Genomic DNA, 16,017 nt, shown 5'->3' with positions numbered 1-16,017 from the left:
GGCTCAGCACATGTTCGGCTGGAAGGCACTGGCACTGACCGTACGCCCGTCTGGGACGATGACTGTGACGGTGTAGTAGACGCCGCCAAGCGCGCCCGAGCCGGACCGCTCCGTAATGATCACCGTTTTGGAGAACGAAGTGCCGCTCTCGCTCATGGACTCGCTTATCGAGCCCCGGTGCAGCGTCGCGTTCGAGCCGTACGGCGCGCCGGACAGCGTTGCGTAGACCGTGAACGTGTATCGCCAGGACCACGTCCCGATGTTGCCGCCCCCGGGATCCTGGAATGACTCACACTGCCACGTGGAACTCGTCGAAAGCTGCGCGTTGTCGTAGGAGTCCGGTGGCGCCTGTGCCTTCTTGGCCTCGGGCTGGGGGGCCGCGGTCCCGCTGCTGTTGCCGCTCTGGGTGCCGCCGCCTGCCGTGCGTTTCGCCGTCGGGCCCGTCGCGGCCACCGCGGTCGCGGTCGGTGCCGGAGCGGTGGTCGCGGCGGGTGACGGGGCGGTTGACGGGGCGACGGAGGTCGGAACGGGCACGTTGCCGCCGTCGGCGAGACCGGGTGTGGTGGCCTTCCCCTTGTCGCCGGTGGCACCGGCCAACAGCGCGCCGACGATCGCGAGGGCGAGGATCCCCACGGCGAGCGCGGGTGCCAGGTACTTGCGTGGTGGTACGGCCGTAGCCGCCGGGGACTTGGTGCGTTCCGGCTCGCTGGACCCGCTGGTCGGGGTGTCCCCAGTCGAGGGCTCCGTGGTCGGGGCGTCGGCCGGCGGTGCGGGCGATGCCTCGGACCCGGTCCCGACCAGCAAGGCACCACAGCCAGGATTGAGACAGTACGGCGCGTTATCTTGGTGCTCGGTGTCGCACTGTGGGCAGGAGACCGTCACGGAGTCACTCCGGTCAACTCGTCGGGGCTGGGACACGGACACCTCTGTGACTGTCCACATTGGTTATCGCGGCAACACTGCGCCGTCGGGCACGGCACCGTCGCCGAACCGCTCAGCGATGCGGCCGCGGCCGGTGGCCCCGGCTCGGGCAGCCGGCTGCCGCATCGCAAGCGTTGAGGACTGCCACTGTCGTCGTTGAAACCGCATTCCCCGTAGACGGTGACCACCCCGCGACGATAGCCGATCCCGATGCCCAGCGGTACGCCGCGAGCCGCGATCCGCACTGCGTTCTCATGGTGCGGGATCAGAATTTCCAGGTTCTTCGGCTGCGGTGTCCGGGCGGTCGGGGGGTCTCGGCGAGGTGCCGTTGCGTTGTGGGATCGGTGGACGCGTTGGACCCGTGTCGGGTCCGCGGTCAGATCGCGTGGGCGAGTTCGGCGAACGCCGCGGCGACCCGCAGAGCGGGCGGGGAGTCGACGGCGAGTTCGTAGTGTCGGTGGCGGAGATTCCGCGTGAAGGCGTGGCCGGCGATGATCACCTGCGCTGTCGTGTCCGTTCGTGGGCCGTGCGAACCCTGCTCGCTCCCACACCGAGGCCGCCGCTCTTGAGTGGGCCGGACGTATCACCCCGGCTCGCGTGCCGCGCCTGCTCGCCGTCGACAGGGCTCGCCGACCTTGCGGTCGGGTGGCGCACCGGGCAGATCAAGGTCGGCTCGACCACCCGGTCGGAGCGCACCGCCAAGTGGAACCGTCTGCTTGAGATCGAACGGCGTACGGGGGCCGAGTTCGCGCGCTTCCCCGACGTGCGGCGGGAGGTCAGTTGATGACCGGAAATCGGCCGGCATCTCCGCCGGTTACGGCCTCTGCCCCTCGCACTCACGCTGGTTCTGGGGTCTACGACTGCATCTGACCCGCACCCCGGCTGGCCTGCCGGTCACCTGGGCACTGGCCACCCCGAAACTCGACGAGCGCGAGGCCCTGACCGCGATCCTGGACCACGATCCGCACCTGCTCACCGACCGGCCCGGACTGCTGATCATCCAAGGCCGCGAAGTTCAGCCGTTCGGTCGTCCGTCCACCCCGGTATTGCGCTACTGGATGGTGCCGCACAGTCGTGCGGCTGGCGTCTGTCGCTCATGATCGCTGCTGGACCCGGGCGGCGCGTTCCGTGCCGGGCGACTCCATGATCAGGGGAAAGATGTGGCTGCCCCGATAGCCGGATCTTTCCCATGATCATGGAGTCGCCCGGCCTGGCGGCGGGATTGCGCGGGAACGCGTGCCGGCCGGCGCCCTCGGCGGCGACGCCTCCGAGGTCAGCGCCCGAATTGTCAGCCTGGTCCGGGTTGACAAGAGGCCGTTGGGCTTAGCTTCGCGGCCTTGGCGGATCATCGGCGACAAAGGATACGTTTCCAAGCCGGCGTGCGGAGGAACCGCTGCCGCCAGGTGGTGTGGTCGCGGCGGACCGGCGCTGGTGGTATCCCCGCAGCGTTTGAGGATCCGACGGACGGTGGAGGCGCCGATCCGGTGGCCGAGGGCGCGTAGTGGCTCCGTCATCTTGAGATCCGCTGTCGTGTCGTCGTGGTGAGGGCTTTACATACATCGATGCATGACTCTAGGATATCGAATGGTAACTATCTGCTCAACGATGGGGGATGAACAGATGTCCATGTTCAATGCTCGCCGGGTTCTGCTGCCTCTCGCAGGCGCGGCCGCTGCGGTCTTGGCGCTGGCCATGCCGGCTGCGGCGAAGGGCAGCCCCGCGACCGAGACGCCGCAGAAGGGCGAGATCTCGGTCGCAACCCTGTGCCCGTCGGGCTGGTTCTGTGTCTGGCCCCAGGCCAACTTCCAGGGCCAATGGGTCGGCGGGAAGAGCCGACACACCTGCTACACCCCGTTCAGCTCGGGCCACTCGGTGTCCAACCAGTTGGGTGTCAGGATTCGGGTCTACAGCAAGACCGGCTGCACCGGGTCCTACTTCGACCTGGCCACCGGTCACTACAGCAACCCGACCCCGTTCAACGTCCGTAGCGTCGCCACGTACTGACCGGACGCCTTTCATCGAACTGCAGGCGGCGTATCGCCCCAGGTGAAGAGGGAGCCGCCCCAAGGTTTACGGGCCTTGGGGCGGCTCCCTCTTGGAGCTCCTAACAAAAATGATCTAGCTGACCTCGATGTGTGGTCGGAGCGCATCGAGCCGCCGCTCGTGCCTCGAATCGACTGGCGGCACCGGCCCGCGTGGTCGCCGCCATCAGCCGAACTGGCATCAGCGTCGCGCTGGTCGACATCGGGCACCACGAAAGTGGAACACCAGCGTCCCTCGCTCACCTTTCGGGTAGCGCAAACAGCCAGCGCAGTGCGTCCGGGCGCAGCCACGCGGCCGTAAAGGCGCCGTTCCCGCCGCTACTGCCACCGCAGATGCCCCACCGGTCGGGATCCCCCGTGATCGAGTACCGCTGCGCGACCTGCGGGATGATCTCGGCCAACAGGAAGGTCACCAGGCGGTCGTCGAAGGCGTCGTACTCGACGCTGCGATTCTTCGGATTCTGCGCGTCCGCGAGGACGCCGGGGTCGACGAACAGACCAACGGTGACCGGGATATCACCGCTGTGGATCAGATTGTCCAACACCATCGCGCCGCGAACCTCGCCCTCCGGATCGAGGTACCACTGTCCGTCCAACCGGCTGTTGCAAACTTTCTTCGGACGGGATGCAACCCTTCGCGTCTGTCAGGACTGGTATCCCCGGCACGCGGGGCCGCACCCCGCAGCCGACGCTGATTCTCAGACGCAGGGAGTGATGCATGGAGGACGGTTGGGAGGCGGTGTACGCCGGCCACTACCGTCGGCTGGTCGGGCTGCTCACCGCGCTCGCCGGCTCTCGAGCTGAGGCCGAGGAGGCGGTGCAGGAGGCATTCGTGCGCGCCCTCGGCGTGACCGGTCGCCGGCGCGTCCTCGACGAACCGGAGGCGTACCTGTACCGAGTGGCCACCAACATCATCCGGTCCCGATGGCGACGCGCCCTCCGAGGGCGCCAGATGGTCGCGCAGCGCGCGGAACGGGACGACCCCGATGACGACCATCTGCGGGCCGAGTCACGTCTGGTCCTCCTGGCCGCGCTGAGACGACTGCCGTTCGCGCAGCGAGAGGCGCTTGTCCTGCACTACCTGGCCGACCTGCCGCTGGCGGCGGTGGCGCTCCGGGTCGGTGCGCCGCTCGGCACGGTCAAGGCGCGCCTGTCCCGCGGCCGTGACGCGCTGCAACGAATGCTGGCCGACGAGCCCATCGACGAGTGGCGGGAGGAACCGCGCAATGCCCGATCCTGACTTCACGACGCTCCGACGTGAGCTCGAAGCGCGCGCGCAACAGCCACCGTTCCAGGCGATCAGGGTGCGCCGCCGTCGGCGCACGCAGCGCCTAGCGATGTTGGCCGTCGCGGTGGCCACGGTGGCGGCGACCACCAGCACGACGCTGATGCTCGGCCAGAGCGCCAATCTGGACCCGGCCCATCGCGGGGACCGGTCGCGCCCCACGGCGAGCGCGCCCACGCCAGGCGGCACGGCGACGCCGACCTCGGGTCCGAGCGCAAGCACGTCGGCGCGCCCGAGTTCGACTCACCAGCCGCCCACGGCACCTACCGGCGGCGCCGGCGCCTGCGTGCTGCCCGCCTACCCCACCGCGGCCTGCGCCGGCGTACCCGCCGACACCGCCCTGACTGCGGTCGACGGCGACCTGACCATCGACGTGCCGAACACCGTCGTGGATCGCAAGAATATCCGCGGCTGCGTCAACGTGCGCGCCCCCGGGGTCGTCATTCGGCGCTCGAAGGTGAGCTGCGCCAACTTCATCGCCATCGCCAGTTTCGCGGGCGCCTACACCGGCACGGGGCTGCTGATCGAGGACACCGAGATCGACTGCCGGTCCACCCGTGGTACCGCGGTGGGAGACACCAACTTCACCGCCCGCCGGGTCAACGTCCACGGCTGCGAGAACGGGTTCGACGTCGACACCGACGTTGTCATCGCGGACAGCTACATCCACGATCTTTACAACAGTGCCGAAGCCGGTACCGACGGCATCCAGTTCGCCATCGGCAGGAACGTCACGGTGACCCACAACACGATCTACGCGAACGGCGGCACGTCCGCGATCATCACCCACCCGACCACCACGACGAACGTCGTCATCTCCGACAATCTCCTCGCCGGCGGCGCCTACACGCTCTACTGCCCGCGGGACTCGAGCACCAACCTGCAGGTCGTGAACAACCACTTCAGCCGGAAATTCCATCCGGCCGTCGGTGCGTACGGCCCGTGGACCAACTGTGAGAAGGCGGCGAAGAATCATGGCAACGTCTATGACGACACCGGAACTCCGCTCGCGTTCTGACGGGTCGGTGGACCGTCTGTGATGCGGAGCGCCGTACCGCAGCGCGCTGGCCGTGGCAGTCCCGGCCGCCGTGGCCGAAAAGTTCCGGGTCAGCTCAAGGCCTTCCTGGCGGGCGGCCCGGCTGACAGAGTGGCGCCGTGCCGCCGGCCAGGAAGGCAACAATAGGCAGGACTACGGCTCGACGACGCTGCCGTCGTTGTCACGGTAGTTGCCGGTCCACACAATGCCCGCGTGGTTACACGAATCGCTCAACCCGTACGCGGCGCTGTATCGGGTGCCGAGCTTCGCCGGGACGAACCGGTTGTTGCGTACGACGAAGTTCGTGCCCTGCTTGGAGCAGTAGAGCGTGTAGGCGCCACCGCCCAGGAAGTTATCCTCGACCACCCACCCGCTGATCGACGTTGAGTTGGTGATGATCGCCGACGTTACGGGGTTGACCTCGAGAAGGGTGTTGTGGCGGATCACCACGTTTGAACCGCCCTGAGACTGGATCCCGTCACCGTGGGCGGCCGAGCTGGCCTCGCGCGCGGAGATGACCGAGTCGATGATCGACGAATTTGAGTTCATCTCCAGCCCGTTCTCGCAGTCATGGATGTAGACGGCGCGAGCGGCGAAGTTGGGGCCGTTGATGCCGGTACCAGTGCCATTCACACAGCTAATCTCCACCCGCTCGATGGCGGTTGTCCCGCCGGCGCCCTCGTTGTTGACGCCGTAGTAGCACGTGCCGACGATTCTCGAGTTGCGGATGGTGACGTTCGAGGCGTTCACGGTGACGCAGCCGTGGATTTCCTTACCCTCGACCACGGCACCGTTGGTCGTCACGGTGTAGTCACCATTGATCACCGCGAGCGTCGTCCCCGCCGGGACGCCGGCGCTAGCCGTGGAGGGGTAGCCGCAACCGGCCGGGTTGCTGGCACAATTCCGCAGCGAGGCATTCGTCGAGGGAGTCACGGAACTGGTCCGGGTAGGCGTGACGGGGCTGGCCGACGGCGTGGCGGTCGAGCCCGACGGGCTCGGCGTCACGGCTGGCGTGGTCGTGCCTGGAGCCGGGGAGTTGGACCCGCCCACAGTGAAGGTCCGCTTCGGGCTACGGTCGGTCCAACGATTGTCCTTCCTGTACGTGAACCAGTAGCTGTAGGTGCCGGGTCGGTCGAAGGCTCGGGTCTGGCTGAACACCTTCTGCGTCGTGCCGAGTTTCCACCCATGCACGTGCGGGAAGTCGACGCGCCTGCCATCTGGGCCCTTGACCGCGATGGCGACCTCGGACAGCGTCAGCTCTTTCGCTGCGACAACCTTGGCGCCAGCGGTCACCTCCTGCCCGATGGCGGGGCTGCCGATGTCGACCCCCAACGCCTGGACCGTGACCGGGCCGACCGCCCGGAACTGAATACCACCGACACCTGTCGCCGCCGTGGCGACACCTCCGGCGAGGACGACCGCCGCGACGGCGGCGAACAGGACGATCCACCTCTTCCTACCGATGCGGAGTCCGACGCGACGACGCGCACTTCGACCTCGGACCCCACGGTCGACGATATGACCATCGGTGGCGCCGCCGGCGGCCCGGGAACCGGGAGTGTTTCCGCCATGGTGATGGTCGCGATGAACACCATCGTCTTGGGCGGCGGCGCGGTGGTGGGCGTACCTGTCATGCCCGTCGTCTCCGTGGCGCGGACGGACATGACGATGGATTTGGTGGGTTACTGTGCCGGGGGGCACTGCGGTGTTGCCCTGACTCCCATCAATCGGGCGATCTCGATGCACAACGATCCCTTCGTGCGCCTGTGAGGTGAGCCGTCGTGTTCGGGAGCAACGATTTCCCAGCCGACTGCCCTCAACGGTTGCTGGCTCGTGTCGGGATACCAGTCCAGACGGGCGCAAAAGGTTGCATCGAATCCAGCAGGGCGCTCCACCTTGACAAGCCGGGCCACCAAGTGACCTAGCAGCCTAGGATGCTTTGCGTGTTGCGACGTGTGTCACGGCGCAACACGCCGGCCTGCCGGTGATAGCGGCTTCGGCGAGTCCGGCGCGTGTGGAATCCTGCGGGCAATGCGATGGAGATCGACTACAACGTCGGCGGTGTGCTGACCGAGTCGTACTGGACCACCAGCGGGAACTCCTACCGGGTGCCGGTGCGCCGCGCGCAGTGACGTCGGCGGTCCTGCGCGGACCTCAGCCGTCGTGGCCGGCTTCGATGTACTACCGTGCAGGCGACCACCCGCAGCGAAACCGGTGCGACGCCGGCGCTGTCCCGCAACTGTGATGCCCCGCCGGATCCGGTCCGGCCGGGGACTAGCCAGGTCGCCTGCCGGGCAGGTCGCGAAACCGCGCTCTCGAGGAAGGGCGCCTTTGCGGGCGGGGCTATGTTCGTCACCCCTGTCGGCGAAGCACCGAATCCTCGACCGACAGGAGGACAGATGAGCAGACGCACGCCGGCAATCGTCGGTGCCACCCTGGTAGCCATCTCGATCGCGCTCGGTGCTTGCGCCGCCGGCGCGGGCGACACCCCGCAGCCCGCCTCCACCGGCGCCGCCGCATATCCGGTGACGGTGGGCGACGTCACGCTGGAGCACCGCCCTGCCAGGATCGTGTCGCTGTCGCCGAGCACCACCGAGATGCTCTTCGCGATCGGCGCGGGTGCGCAGGTGGCGGCGGTGGACGACAACTCCAATTATCCGGCCGAGGCGCCGAGGTCGCAGCTTTCCGGGTTCCAGCCGAACGCCGAGGCGATCGCTGCCAAGAATCCGGACCTGGTGGTGCTGACCACGGACGCCAACAAGGTCGTCGACCAGCTCGCCAAGTTCAAGATCCCGGCCTATGTGGCGTCGGCGGCCGTCACGCTCGACGACACGTACCGGCAGATCGACGAGCTGGGCCGGCTGACGGGCCACGGCACCGAGGCGACCGACCTGGTCGGGCGCATGCGCCGCGACATCGACAAGCTGATCAAGGACCTGCCGGCGCGATCGGTCAAGCCGACGTACTACTACGAGCTCGATCCGACGCTGTACACGGCGACCAGCCGCACCTTCGTCGGCTCGCTGTTCACGATGGCGGGCCTGCAGAACGTGGCCGATCCGGCGGATCCCGGCGGCGCGAAGGGCGGCTATCTCCAGCTCTCCGTCGAGATGCTGGTCCAGGCAGACCCGGACCTGGTGTTCCTGGCCGACGCGAAGTGCTGCAAGCAGTCGGCCGAGACGGTCGCCGCCCGCCCGGGCTGGTCCGGCATCACCGCGGTGAAGGCCGGGCGGATCGTCGCGCTGGACGACGACGTGGCGTCCCGCTGGGGCCCGCGCGTGGTCGACCTGCTTCGTGCGATCGTCGAGGCCGTGGCCAAGGTACCCGCGTGAGATCCGGCCATCAGACCGCCGGCCGGCTGCGCCCGCGCTGGGTCCTGGCCGGCGGGCTGGCGGTGCTCGTGGCGCTGGTGGGCGGCGTCGCCCTCGGCCCGGTGAGCCTGCCGCCCGGCAGCGTCGCCGCCGAGCTGCTGAACCTGGTCCCCGGCGTGCACCTGGACAGCGGCCTCAACGAGCGCGAGATTGCCATCGTCACCGAGATCCGGCTGCCCCGGGTCGTGCTCGGGCTGCTCGTCGGTGCGATGCTGGCCCTCGCCGGCGGCTGCTTCCAGGGCGTCTTCCGTAACCCGCTGGCCGATCCGAGCCTGCTGGGCGTGGCGGCCGGCGCGGGCCTCGCGGTCACCGTCCTCATCGCGTACCGCGGCGCCGCGCAGGGCACGCTACTCGGCGGGGTCCCGCTGACCACGCCGGTGGTCGCGTTCGCCGGCGCGATGGGCGCGGTGTTGCTGGCCTACCTGCTCAGCGCCGGCGCCGGCCGGGAACGCTCGCCGACCACGCTGATCCTGTCCGGCGTGGCGGTCTCGGCCTTCCTGGCCGCAGCCCAGACATATGTGATGCAGCGCAACATCGACACGATCCGCGAGGTGTACTCCTGGCTGCTCGGGCGCCTGTCCACCGCCGGCTGGTCCGACGTGCGGGTCGTCCTGCCGTACGCGGCTGTCACCGCCGTGGTGATCCTGCTGCTGCGCCGGGAGCTGGACGTGCTCTCGGTCGGCGACGAGGAGGCCGCGAGTCTCGGGCTGCACCCGCAGCGGTCGCGGTATGTGCTGCTCGCCGCGGCCAGCCTTGCCACCGCGGCGGCGGTCTCGGTGTCCGGCCTCATCGGCTTCGTCGGCATCATCGTGCCGCACACCGTCCGGCTGCTCGTCGGCGCCGGCTACCGAGCGATCCTGCCGCTGTCGATGCTCTTCGGCGGCGCGTTCCTGGCCGTCGCGGACGTGGTGGCCCGCACCGCGGCCACCCCCGCCGAGATCCCGATCGGGGTCGTCACCGCGTTCTTCGGCGCGCCGTTCTTCGTGCTCGTCCTGCGCACCTCCGGGCGGGCAGCGCTATGACCGGTTCCGCAGCGAAGCGGAGGGCGTATGACCGGTTCCGCAGCGAAGTGGAGGACGCGTGACCGCGGTCGAGGTGCGGGACCTGCGGGTTTCGCTGGGCGGCACGGCCGTCCTGGCCGGCGTTGACCTGACCGTCGAGGCCGGCGAATGGGTCACGATCATCGGGCCGAACGGCGCCGGCAAGTCGACCCTCTTGCGCGCCGTCGGTGGCCTCGTGCCCAGTACCGGATCGATCGCCCTGTTCGGCACGCCGGCGGCTCGCCTGCCTCGCCGCCAGCGGGCCCGGACCGTCGCGGCCGTCATGCAGTCGCCCGTCGTCCCGCCCGGCATGACCGTGTTCGACTACGTCCTGCTCGGCCGCACGCCGTACATCCCGCCGCTGGGCCGGGAGTCCGCCGCCGACGTGGCCGTGGTGGGCGAGGTGCTGGGCCGGCTCGACCTGGACCGCTTCGCCGGCCGGCTGCTCGGCACTCTGTCCGGCGGGGAGCGGCAGCGCGTGTTCCTGGCCCGGGCGCTCGTCCAGGGCGCCGGCCTGCTGCTGCTGGACGAGCCGGGCACCGCGCTCGACATCGGGCACCAGCAGGAGGTGCTGGAACTGGTGGATCAGCTACGCCGGGACACCGGGCTGACGGTCCTGGCGACGATGCACGACCTCGCCATCGCCGGCGAGTACGCGGACCGGATGGTGCTGCTCGCCGGCGGCGCGGTCGTTGCCTCGGGCGCCCCGGCCGACGTGCTGACGGAGGAACTGCTCGCAACCCACTACCGGGCCCGCGTGCGCGTGGTGCACAGTGAGCACGGCCCCCTGGTGGTGCCGGTCCGCAGTATTCCCCGTTGACGCATGACCCACCTTGTCGGCCAGGCGCCGGCCGGTGAGCACGGCGACCCGGCACGCCGGGCGCGCCCACGGTGATGCTGGCCGCGCCGTGCTCGAGCGGCCACGTCGCGGCATCGCGGGACTCACCTGCATAGCCTCCGCTCACCCGCTCCGGGTCGACCGCGCCGCTTGGCGTACTTGAAAAGTTCTTCAACTGCTAAAGTCGTCATGTCTGCAAGTAGTAGGAGAGGGCGTGGCGGGTCATGTCCGTGCCGCTTTACCAAGCCAAGGCCGAGTTGTTCCGCACGCTCGGCCATCCGGTGCGCATCCGGGTGTTGGAGCTGTTGCGGGAGGGTCCGAAGCCGGTGCGGGATCTGCTGTCCGCGATCGACGTGGAGGCGTCGAACCTGTCGCAGCAGCTAGCGGTGTTGCGCCGGGCGGGGCTGGTGGAGTCGACCCGCGACGGCGCGTTGGTGGTGTACGCGTTGAGCACCTCGGACGTGGCGGATCTGCTGGCCGCTGGCCGCCGAATCCTGGGCACGGTGTTGACCGACCGAGGCGGGTTGCTGGTGCAGTTGCAGGCCGACGGGCGTGACCGGTGAGGGCTACCACCGCGGCCCGGGTGGTCGCCGGACGATTGAGCGGGTTGTTGCCGCGGCGTTCGGACTGGGCGGCGGTACGCCGATCCCCGCGTCGAGACCTGATGGCCGGGTTGACGGTGGCGGTGGTGGCGTTGCCCCTGGCCTTGGCGTTCGGGGTCACCTCCGGGCTCGGCGCGCAGGCCGGGCTGGTCACCGCCGTGATCGCCGGCGCGGTCGCCGCCGTCTTCGGCGGGTCGAACCTGCAGGTGTCCGGGCCGACCGGGGCGATGACCGTGGTGCTGGTGCCGGTCATCGCCAAGTTCGGGGCCACCGGGGTGTTGATGGTCGGCGTCATGGCTGGTCTGATATTGATTGCGTTGGCGCTGGCCCGGCTCGGCCGCTACGTGCGGTATCTGCCGACCCCGGTGATCGAGGGCTTCACCGCCGGCATCGCGGTGGTGATCGCCCTGCAGCAGGTTCCCGCTACGCTCGGCGTCCTCGACGCGCACGGGGAGAAGGTGTGGGCGGTCGCCGCCGACGCCGTCATCCGGTTCGCCGCGCACCCGCACCCCGCCTCGCTGGCGGTAGCGCTCGGGGTGGCCGCGGTGATGCTGCTTGGCGCGCGATGGCGGCCGGGCCTGCCGTTCTCCCTGATCGCGGTGGCCGCCGCGACGATCCTCGCGCAGGTGACGCCGCTGGAGCTGGCCCGGATCGGGGCGCTGCCCGCCGGGCTGCCCGCCCCGTCGCTGGACTTCCTCGACGTGCACGCGATCGGCGCGTTGCTGCCCTCGGCCCTGGCCGTGGCGGCCCTCGCCGCGTTGGAAAGCCTGCTATCGGCCACCGTCGCCGACGCGATGAGCGTCAACGAGCAACACGACCCGGACCGGGAGCTGTTCGGCCAAGGGCTGGCCAACCTGGCCGCACCCGTGTTCGGTGGCATCCCGGCCACCGCGGCGATCGCCCGCACCGCGGTCAACGTACGCGCCGGTGCCACCTCGAAACTCGCCGCGCTGACTCACGCGGTTGCGCTGGCCGCAATCGTCCTGGTAGCCGCGCCGCTAGTCTCGCGCATTCCGCTCGCCGCGCTGGCCGGGGTGTTGCTGGCCACCACCGTGCGGATGGTCGAAGCTGGTTCGCTGTGGGCCCTGGCCCGCGCCACCCGCGGCGACGCCCTCGTCCTCGCGCTCACCTTCACCGTGACCGTGGCGATGGACCTGGTCATCGCCGTCGGCGTCGGGCTCGGCGTGGCCGTCGTCCTCGCGCTGCGCGCCGTGGCCCGCGCCGCCCGCCTCCAGCAGGTCCCCCTGGAGGCCGGCGACCACTCAGCCGAGGAACACCAACTCCTGAGCGAACACATCGTGGCGTACCGCCTCGACGGGCCGCTGTTCTTCGCCGCCGCGCACCACTTCCTGCTCGAACTGACCGAGGTCGCCGACGTACACGTGGTCATCCTGCGCATGTCGCGGGTATCCACCATCGACGCCACCGGCGCGCACGTGCTCGGCGACGCGATCACCCGACTGCAACGGCGCGGCATCACCGTGCTGCTGTCCGGCATCGCCCCCGGCCACGACAAGGTCCTGACCGCCCTCGGCGTCGCCGCACAGCTACGCCGCGACGGACAGGTTTTCCCCGACACTCCCACCGCCATCGCCTACGCACGCACCCGCGTCCTACACCACACCCCGCCCGACCCGACACCCCCCACCAACCGCGCCGACCTGACCGCGGCCGGCTCGACCAGCACCGCACCATCCGCACACCGCCCTGTCCACCCCGGCACCACCCGGAGCGGATCTGGTCCACTTGGTTGATTGAGGTTTACCCCGCGCAGCGGCGGCCTCCGCGATGCGCTGGAAGACATCGGGTTGGCGCAGGCCGGCGCTGGGGCGCCGCAGGCGATCCAGGTCGCCGACCGCTCCCGCTCATGCCGAATCGGCAACTATGGATGCGGTGTCGGAGCTGCTGCGATCAGGTGTGGTTCCAGTTGTCGGACTCGTTCGCGTGCGTTTGGTCCAGGCCAGTCGGTGGGAAGCAGTTCTGCGGGGAGGAGGGGGTCGGGCAGGAGTGCCGCGTTCAGTGCGGTGAGGATGGTGATGCGGGCGGCGAGGCGGATTGCTGGTTCGGTGTCGTTTCCGAGGTGTCGCTGTTCGTGGGTGATGACGCGGTCGAGGGTCTGGTATTGGGCGCTGATTGTGTCGAGGGGCCAGAGCTGTGTGGTCAGGCGTTCGATGGTGGTGCCGTGGTGGGTGAGGGATGTGGTGGTGGCCAGGGTGAGGTCGCTGTCGAGGTGTCGGGGGAAGAGTTCGGCTCGCAGGGCGGTGGTGAGGTCGTGCGGGCTGGCGAAGAGTCCGGGGGCCAGTGCTGCCGCGCTCAGCCGTGTCAGCACCGCGCGCAGCGCGTCGCGGTCGGAACGTCGGGCCTCGGGAATGGAGAAGGCGATAAGGCGCCAGCGTCGGTCCCACTGTTCGTCGCCGCGGTCCTGGCGGGTGGCGAAGTTCCAGTACTCGTCGTCGAGCAGATTGCGGTACAAGGACTGGTTGGTCAGGCGTAGGTGTCCGCGTCGGCCCCGGCCGACCTGTTCGATCATGCCAGCGGCGGTAAGTCTGCGGATGGCCAGGCGCAACGGTTGGTCGGAGATGCGGAGGATGGCGGCCGCGTCGTAGACGATGTCCAGGGGTGCCTGCCCGCCGGCGCCGAAGCAGTTGGTGAGCACGGCGCGTGGAGTGATGCGGAGCTGCCCCGAGGGCGGGCCGGGGTTCATCGCGGCGTGGCGTCGAGGTCGACTGGCCGCACCAGTTGGGTGGCGGTGGACAAGCCGTACAGGGGGCCCAGGATCCTCACGACCGTGCCGCCGTCGACTGCGGCGAGGAAGCGGGTGGCGTCGAGCCGGCGGGCCAGGAACGCGACGGCCCGGGTCAGGTCCCTGAAGGCAGGGGCGAGCTTACGGCGAAACGTCTCCCAGTACATGTCAACGACGGTACAGGCGCGCGGCATCTGCTCGGCCACCGCGGTGGGATGCCGCGGTTGATCGTTGGTGTACTCAACTTCCCCGATACTATCAGATATACTACGACCGTGAGCAGAAGGATAGTTTGGTTCCGTAGGTGGTCTGTCCTGGTCCCCGCCGCTACCGTGTTGGCTCTGGTTCTTGGCGTCGGGGCCGTTGCCGTCGTGGGTAACGACTTCGCCATCCGCACCGAAACCGTGACGATTCCCGCCGCGTCGGGTGAGCTGGACGGTGTGCTCGCCTGGCCGGACGTGACCGCCAGACCAGTCGGGGTGGTGGTGTTCGTGCATGGGGATGGCCCGATCGATGCGACGAGCGGCGGGTTCTATCTGCCGATTTGGGAATCGCTGGCCCAGGCGGGCTACGCGTCGCTGTCGTGGAGCAAGCCAGGCGTCGGCGGCTCGACCGGCAACTGGTTGGCGCAATCGATGGCGGACCGGGCACGCGAGGTGGAGGCCGCTATCGACTGGGTCGCCGCCCGCCCGGGCATCGATCCGGCGCGCATCGGCCTGTGGGGAGCGAGTCAGGCGGGCTGGGTGGCTCCGGCCGTGGCCGCCGGGCGAGAGGACGTGACCTTCGTGATCATGGTCTCTCCCGCCATCAACTGGCTGCGCCAGGGCCGTTACAACCTCCTGGCCGAACTCGAAGCGGCGCATGCATCGAACGAGGAACGGGAACGGGCGGTCGCCGTCGGCGACGACAGGCGTCGCCTTCTTGCCGAAAACGCCAGCTACCAGCGGTACCGGGCGGAGACCATCGACCCGAAACCGATGTCCGAGGACCGCTGGGCCTTCGCCCGCACAAACTATCGGGCCGACGCTACTGCGGACCTGCAAGCACTCCGGCACCGGGGCATACCCGTCCTGCTCCTCCTCGGCGAGGAAGACCGCAACGTCGACATCGACGAGACCGAAGCCGCCTACCGGACGACGCTCGGCCCATCGCTGACAGTTCGGCGTTTCCCGAATGCCCGCCACTCCCTGGTCAGAACCGCCGTGGAGGACCACGACTGGTGGGGGGTCACAGTTGCTGTGCTCACCCCGCGGCGGCTCTTCGTCCCCGGCTGCCTCAACGCCCACCGAAACTTCGCCGACCGTCAGTGACCCGGCTGGCACCGTGACGCTCGGGCTGTCTGCTGTTCAGACCTACCTCGCACCTTCGGCCTCGCCCCGGAGACCGGCGTCAGCCCGCACGTCTTCTTCGACCGGCTGGATCCGCGCATTCTTTACGACCACGTCGGCCAAGGCCCTATCCGTGTGACATTCGAGAACTGAGGTGCAGTGCAGTGCCACCCATCACACCAGAATCGCAGCGCACCGACACGACCCATGCCGACCGGCCACCGGCGCCGTACAGGCCGTCGGCGATCGGCGTCGCTACAGCCAAGTCGTTCTTCTGGGCGCAGGCCATCACTGGACTCATTGTCGGACTGGGCTGCGTCATCGTTGCGGTGCCCGGGATCGTCACTCGCGTGCCGGACGCGACCATGATGCTGCTACTACCCATCGCGCTGCTCATCGGCTACGGACTCATCCTGCTCAGACGTCCGCCGCGGCGTTTCGGCGCCAAGCTGTCGTCCTACGATCGACGCGTCATCCGCAGGCGCGTGCTCGGATTGGCACTGGCGACGATCGCCTCTTTCGCCCTACCCACCGACTGGGTGTGGCCCGTGTTCCTCGCCGGCTGGGCCACCCTGCTCTTTGCGGTATGGCAAGTGCGCAGCCTCCTGCGGTCACCGTAACGGTATCTCTACGGACGCTGTCGGCGGTTCAGGGGTTGAGGACGCCTGGTTCGTGGGGTGTTGCTCGCGATCCCGGGCCAAACGCTGGTTGGTCCTCGACGGGGCCGACGTGCTCGTAGTGCCGGCGGCGGGTCCGCGCGATCCGGTCGCTCACCTGCTAATAGGCGGGGTTTCGGCCCTGCCGGCTGGTG

General features: G+C 69.1%; 17 protein-coding genes, 2 pseudogenes and 1 riboswitch. Of the genes and pseudogenes, 13 read left to right on the top strand and 6 right to left on the bottom strand.

Translation table 11 applies throughout. From position 1 onward, the window contains the following. Positions 1 to 3 precede the first annotated feature (3 nt). On the bottom strand, positions 4 to 804 hold the full coding sequence (locus Drose_RS25950; protein WP_260723931.1) for a hypothetical protein: 801 nt from the start codon (positions 802 to 804) through the stop codon (positions 4 to 6). A 493-nt stretch (positions 805 to 1,297) separates the two neighbouring features. After that, positions 1,298 to 1,420 (bottom strand): hypothetical protein, encoded by a 123-nt coding sequence (locus Drose_RS25945; RefSeq protein WP_260723930.1) that lies wholly within the window; start codon positions 1,418 to 1,420, stop codon positions 1,298 to 1,300. Between Drose_RS25945 and Drose_RS25940 the strand changes: the two genes are divergently transcribed. The 3 genes and pseudogenes from Drose_RS25940 to Drose_RS25930 all read left to right on the top strand — a co-directional run bounded on the left by Drose_RS25940 (position 1,373) and on the right by Drose_RS25930 (position 2,925). Further along, positions 1,373 to 1,705: a hypothetical protein gene (locus tag Drose_RS25940; RefSeq protein ID WP_313899933.1), complete on the top strand. Its 333-nt coding sequence runs from the start codon at positions 1,373 to 1,375 to the stop codon at positions 1,703 to 1,705. The genes Drose_RS25945 and Drose_RS25940 overlap by 48 nt on opposite strands. Before the next feature lie 25 nt (positions 1,706 to 1,730). Beyond that, a pseudogene (locus Drose_RS39375) lies at positions 1,731 to 1,922 on the top strand (IS982 family transposase); the annotation flags it as partial. Positions 1,923 to 2,541: 619 nt separating this feature from the next. Next, the gene (locus Drose_RS25930) at positions 2,542 to 2,925 is read left to right on the top strand and encodes a peptidase inhibitor family I36 protein (RefSeq protein ID WP_260723928.1); all 384 of its coding nucleotides are present in this window, start codon (positions 2,542 to 2,544) and stop codon (positions 2,923 to 2,925) included. A 295-nt stretch (positions 2,926 to 3,220) separates the two neighbouring features. On the opposite strand, the pseudogene Drose_RS25925 reads toward Drose_RS25930, so the two are convergent. After that, positions 3,221 to 3,559 (bottom strand): annotated as a pseudogene (locus tag Drose_RS25925) (esterase family protein); the annotation flags it as partial. 122 nt (positions 3,560 to 3,681) lie between these two features. Between Drose_RS25925 and Drose_RS25920 the strand changes: the two are divergent. Further along, entirely contained in the window at positions 3,682 to 4,203 is a 522-nt protein-coding gene (locus Drose_RS25920; RefSeq protein ID WP_260723926.1) for a sigma-70 family RNA polymerase sigma factor, read from the top strand. Continuing rightward, entirely contained in the window at positions 4,085 to 5,266 is a 1,182-nt protein-coding gene (locus Drose_RS25915; RefSeq protein ID WP_260723925.1) for a right-handed parallel beta-helix repeat-containing protein, read from the top strand. Before Drose_RS25920 ends, Drose_RS25915 begins: the two co-directional genes overlap by 119 nt. A gap of 171 nt (positions 5,267 to 5,437) precedes the next feature. Here the strand turns inward: Drose_RS25915 and Drose_RS25910 are convergent, their stop codons facing one another. Beyond that, positions 5,438 to 6,616, bottom strand: coding sequence for a right-handed parallel beta-helix repeat-containing protein (locus tag Drose_RS25910; RefSeq protein WP_260723924.1), 1,179 nt, complete (start codon positions 6,614 to 6,616; stop codon positions 5,438 to 5,440). 186 nt (positions 6,617 to 6,802) lie between these two features. On the opposite strand from Drose_RS25910, the gene Drose_RS25905 reads away from it, so the two are divergent. The 6 genes from Drose_RS25905 to Drose_RS25880 all read left to right on the top strand — a co-directional run bounded on the left by Drose_RS25905 (position 6,803) and on the right by Drose_RS25880 (position 12,889). Then, positions 6,803 to 7,054: a hypothetical protein gene (locus tag Drose_RS25905; RefSeq protein ID WP_260723923.1), complete on the top strand. Its 252-nt coding sequence runs from the start codon at positions 6,803 to 6,805 to the stop codon at positions 7,052 to 7,054. A 381-nt stretch (positions 7,055 to 7,435) separates the two neighbouring features. Continuing rightward, positions 7,436 to 7,593, top strand: a riboswitch (cobalamin riboswitch). 90 nt (positions 7,594 to 7,683) lie between these two features. Next, positions 7,684 to 8,616, top strand: coding sequence for an ABC transporter substrate-binding protein (locus tag Drose_RS25900; protein WP_260723922.1), 933 nt, complete (start codon positions 7,684 to 7,686; stop codon positions 8,614 to 8,616). Continuing rightward, positions 8,613 to 9,677 carry a FecCD family ABC transporter permease gene (locus Drose_RS25895; protein ID WP_260723921.1) on the top strand — a complete coding sequence of 355 codons (1,065 nt, stop codon included), beginning with the start codon at positions 8,613 to 8,615 and terminating at the stop codon, positions 9,675 to 9,677. The genes Drose_RS25900 and Drose_RS25895 overlap by 4 nt, the downstream gene beginning before the upstream one ends. 58 nt (positions 9,678 to 9,735) lie before the next feature. Beyond that, positions 9,736 to 10,515, top strand: coding sequence for an ABC transporter ATP-binding protein (locus Drose_RS25890; protein ID WP_260723920.1), 780 nt, complete (start codon positions 9,736 to 9,738; stop codon positions 10,513 to 10,515). Positions 10,516 to 10,757: 242 nt separating this feature from the next. Then, a complete protein-coding gene (locus Drose_RS25885; RefSeq protein WP_260723919.1) occupies positions 10,758 to 11,096 on the top strand; it encodes an ArsR/SmtB family transcription factor in 339 nt (112 codons plus the stop codon). A 101-nt stretch (positions 11,097 to 11,197) separates the two neighbouring features. Continuing rightward, positions 11,198 to 12,889: a SulP family inorganic anion transporter gene (locus Drose_RS25880; RefSeq protein WP_260723918.1), complete on the top strand. Its 1,692-nt coding sequence runs from the start codon at positions 11,198 to 11,200 to the stop codon at positions 12,887 to 12,889. Between the two features lie 128 nt (positions 12,890 to 13,017). Here Drose_RS25880 and Drose_RS25875 read toward each other — a convergent pair whose 3' ends face one another. Both Drose_RS25875 and Drose_RS25870 read right to left on the bottom strand, forming a co-directional pair. Beyond that, the gene (locus Drose_RS25875) at positions 13,018 to 13,839 is read right to left on the bottom strand and encodes a PaaX family transcriptional regulator C-terminal domain-containing protein (RefSeq protein WP_260723917.1); all 822 of its coding nucleotides are present in this window, start codon (positions 13,837 to 13,839) and stop codon (positions 13,018 to 13,020) included. Further along, positions 13,836 to 14,045, bottom strand: coding sequence for a hypothetical protein (locus Drose_RS25870; protein WP_260723916.1), 210 nt, complete (start codon positions 14,043 to 14,045; stop codon positions 13,836 to 13,838). Before Drose_RS25870 ends, Drose_RS25875 begins: the two co-directional genes overlap by 4 nt. Positions 14,046 to 14,249: 204 nt before the next feature. Between Drose_RS25870 and Drose_RS25865 the strand changes: the two genes are divergently transcribed. Together Drose_RS25865 and Drose_RS25860 are read left to right on the top strand one after the other, a co-directional pair. Then, entirely contained in the window at positions 14,250 to 15,188 is a 939-nt protein-coding gene (locus Drose_RS25865) for an alpha/beta hydrolase family protein (protein ID WP_260723915.1), read from the top strand. A 182-nt stretch (positions 15,189 to 15,370) separates the two neighbouring features. Next, a complete protein-coding gene (locus Drose_RS25860) occupies positions 15,371 to 15,826 on the top strand; it encodes a hypothetical protein (protein ID WP_260723914.1) in 456 nt (151 codons plus the stop codon). The last annotated feature ends 191 nt before the right edge of the window (positions 15,827 to 16,017 follow it).

Source organism: Dactylosporangium roseum (genome assembly GCF_025264685.1).
Lineage (GTDB): Bacteria > Actinomycetota > Actinomycetes > Mycobacteriales > Micromonosporaceae > Dactylosporangium > Dactylosporangium roseum.
This window is presented reverse-complemented; position numbering and strand designations above follow the sequence as displayed.

Bases quoted from the DNA above. Each gene is read 5' to 3' on its own strand.
- Drose_RS25930 (WP_260723928.1), top strand. From the start codon at position 2,542: ATGTCCATGTTCAATGCTCGCCGGGTTCTGCTGCCTCTCGCAGGCGCG.
- Drose_RS25920 (WP_260723926.1), top strand. From the start codon at position 3,682: ATGGAGGACGGTTGGGAGGCGGTGTACGCCGGCCACTACCGTCGGCTG.
- Drose_RS25905 (WP_260723923.1), top strand. From the start codon at position 6,803: ATGACCATCGGTGGCGCCGCCGGCGGCCCGGGAACCGGGAGTGTTTCC.
- Drose_RS25900 (WP_260723922.1), top strand. From the start codon at position 7,684: ATGAGCAGACGCACGCCGGCAATCGTCGGTGCCACCCTGGTAGCCATC.
- Drose_RS25885 (WP_260723919.1), top strand. From the start codon at position 10,758: ATGTCCGTGCCGCTTTACCAAGCCAAGGCCGAGTTGTTCCGCACGCTC.
- Drose_RS25880 (WP_260723918.1), top strand. From the start codon at position 11,198: ATGGCCGGGTTGACGGTGGCGGTGGTGGCGTTGCCCCTGGCCTTGGCG.
- Drose_RS25875 (WP_260723917.1), bottom strand. From the start codon at position 13,839: ATGAACCCCGGCCCGCCCTCGGGGCAGCTCCGCATCACTCCACGCGCC.
- Drose_RS25870 (WP_260723916.1), bottom strand. From the start codon at position 14,045: ATGTACTGGGAGACGTTTCGCCGTAAGCTCGCCCCTGCCTTCAGGGAC.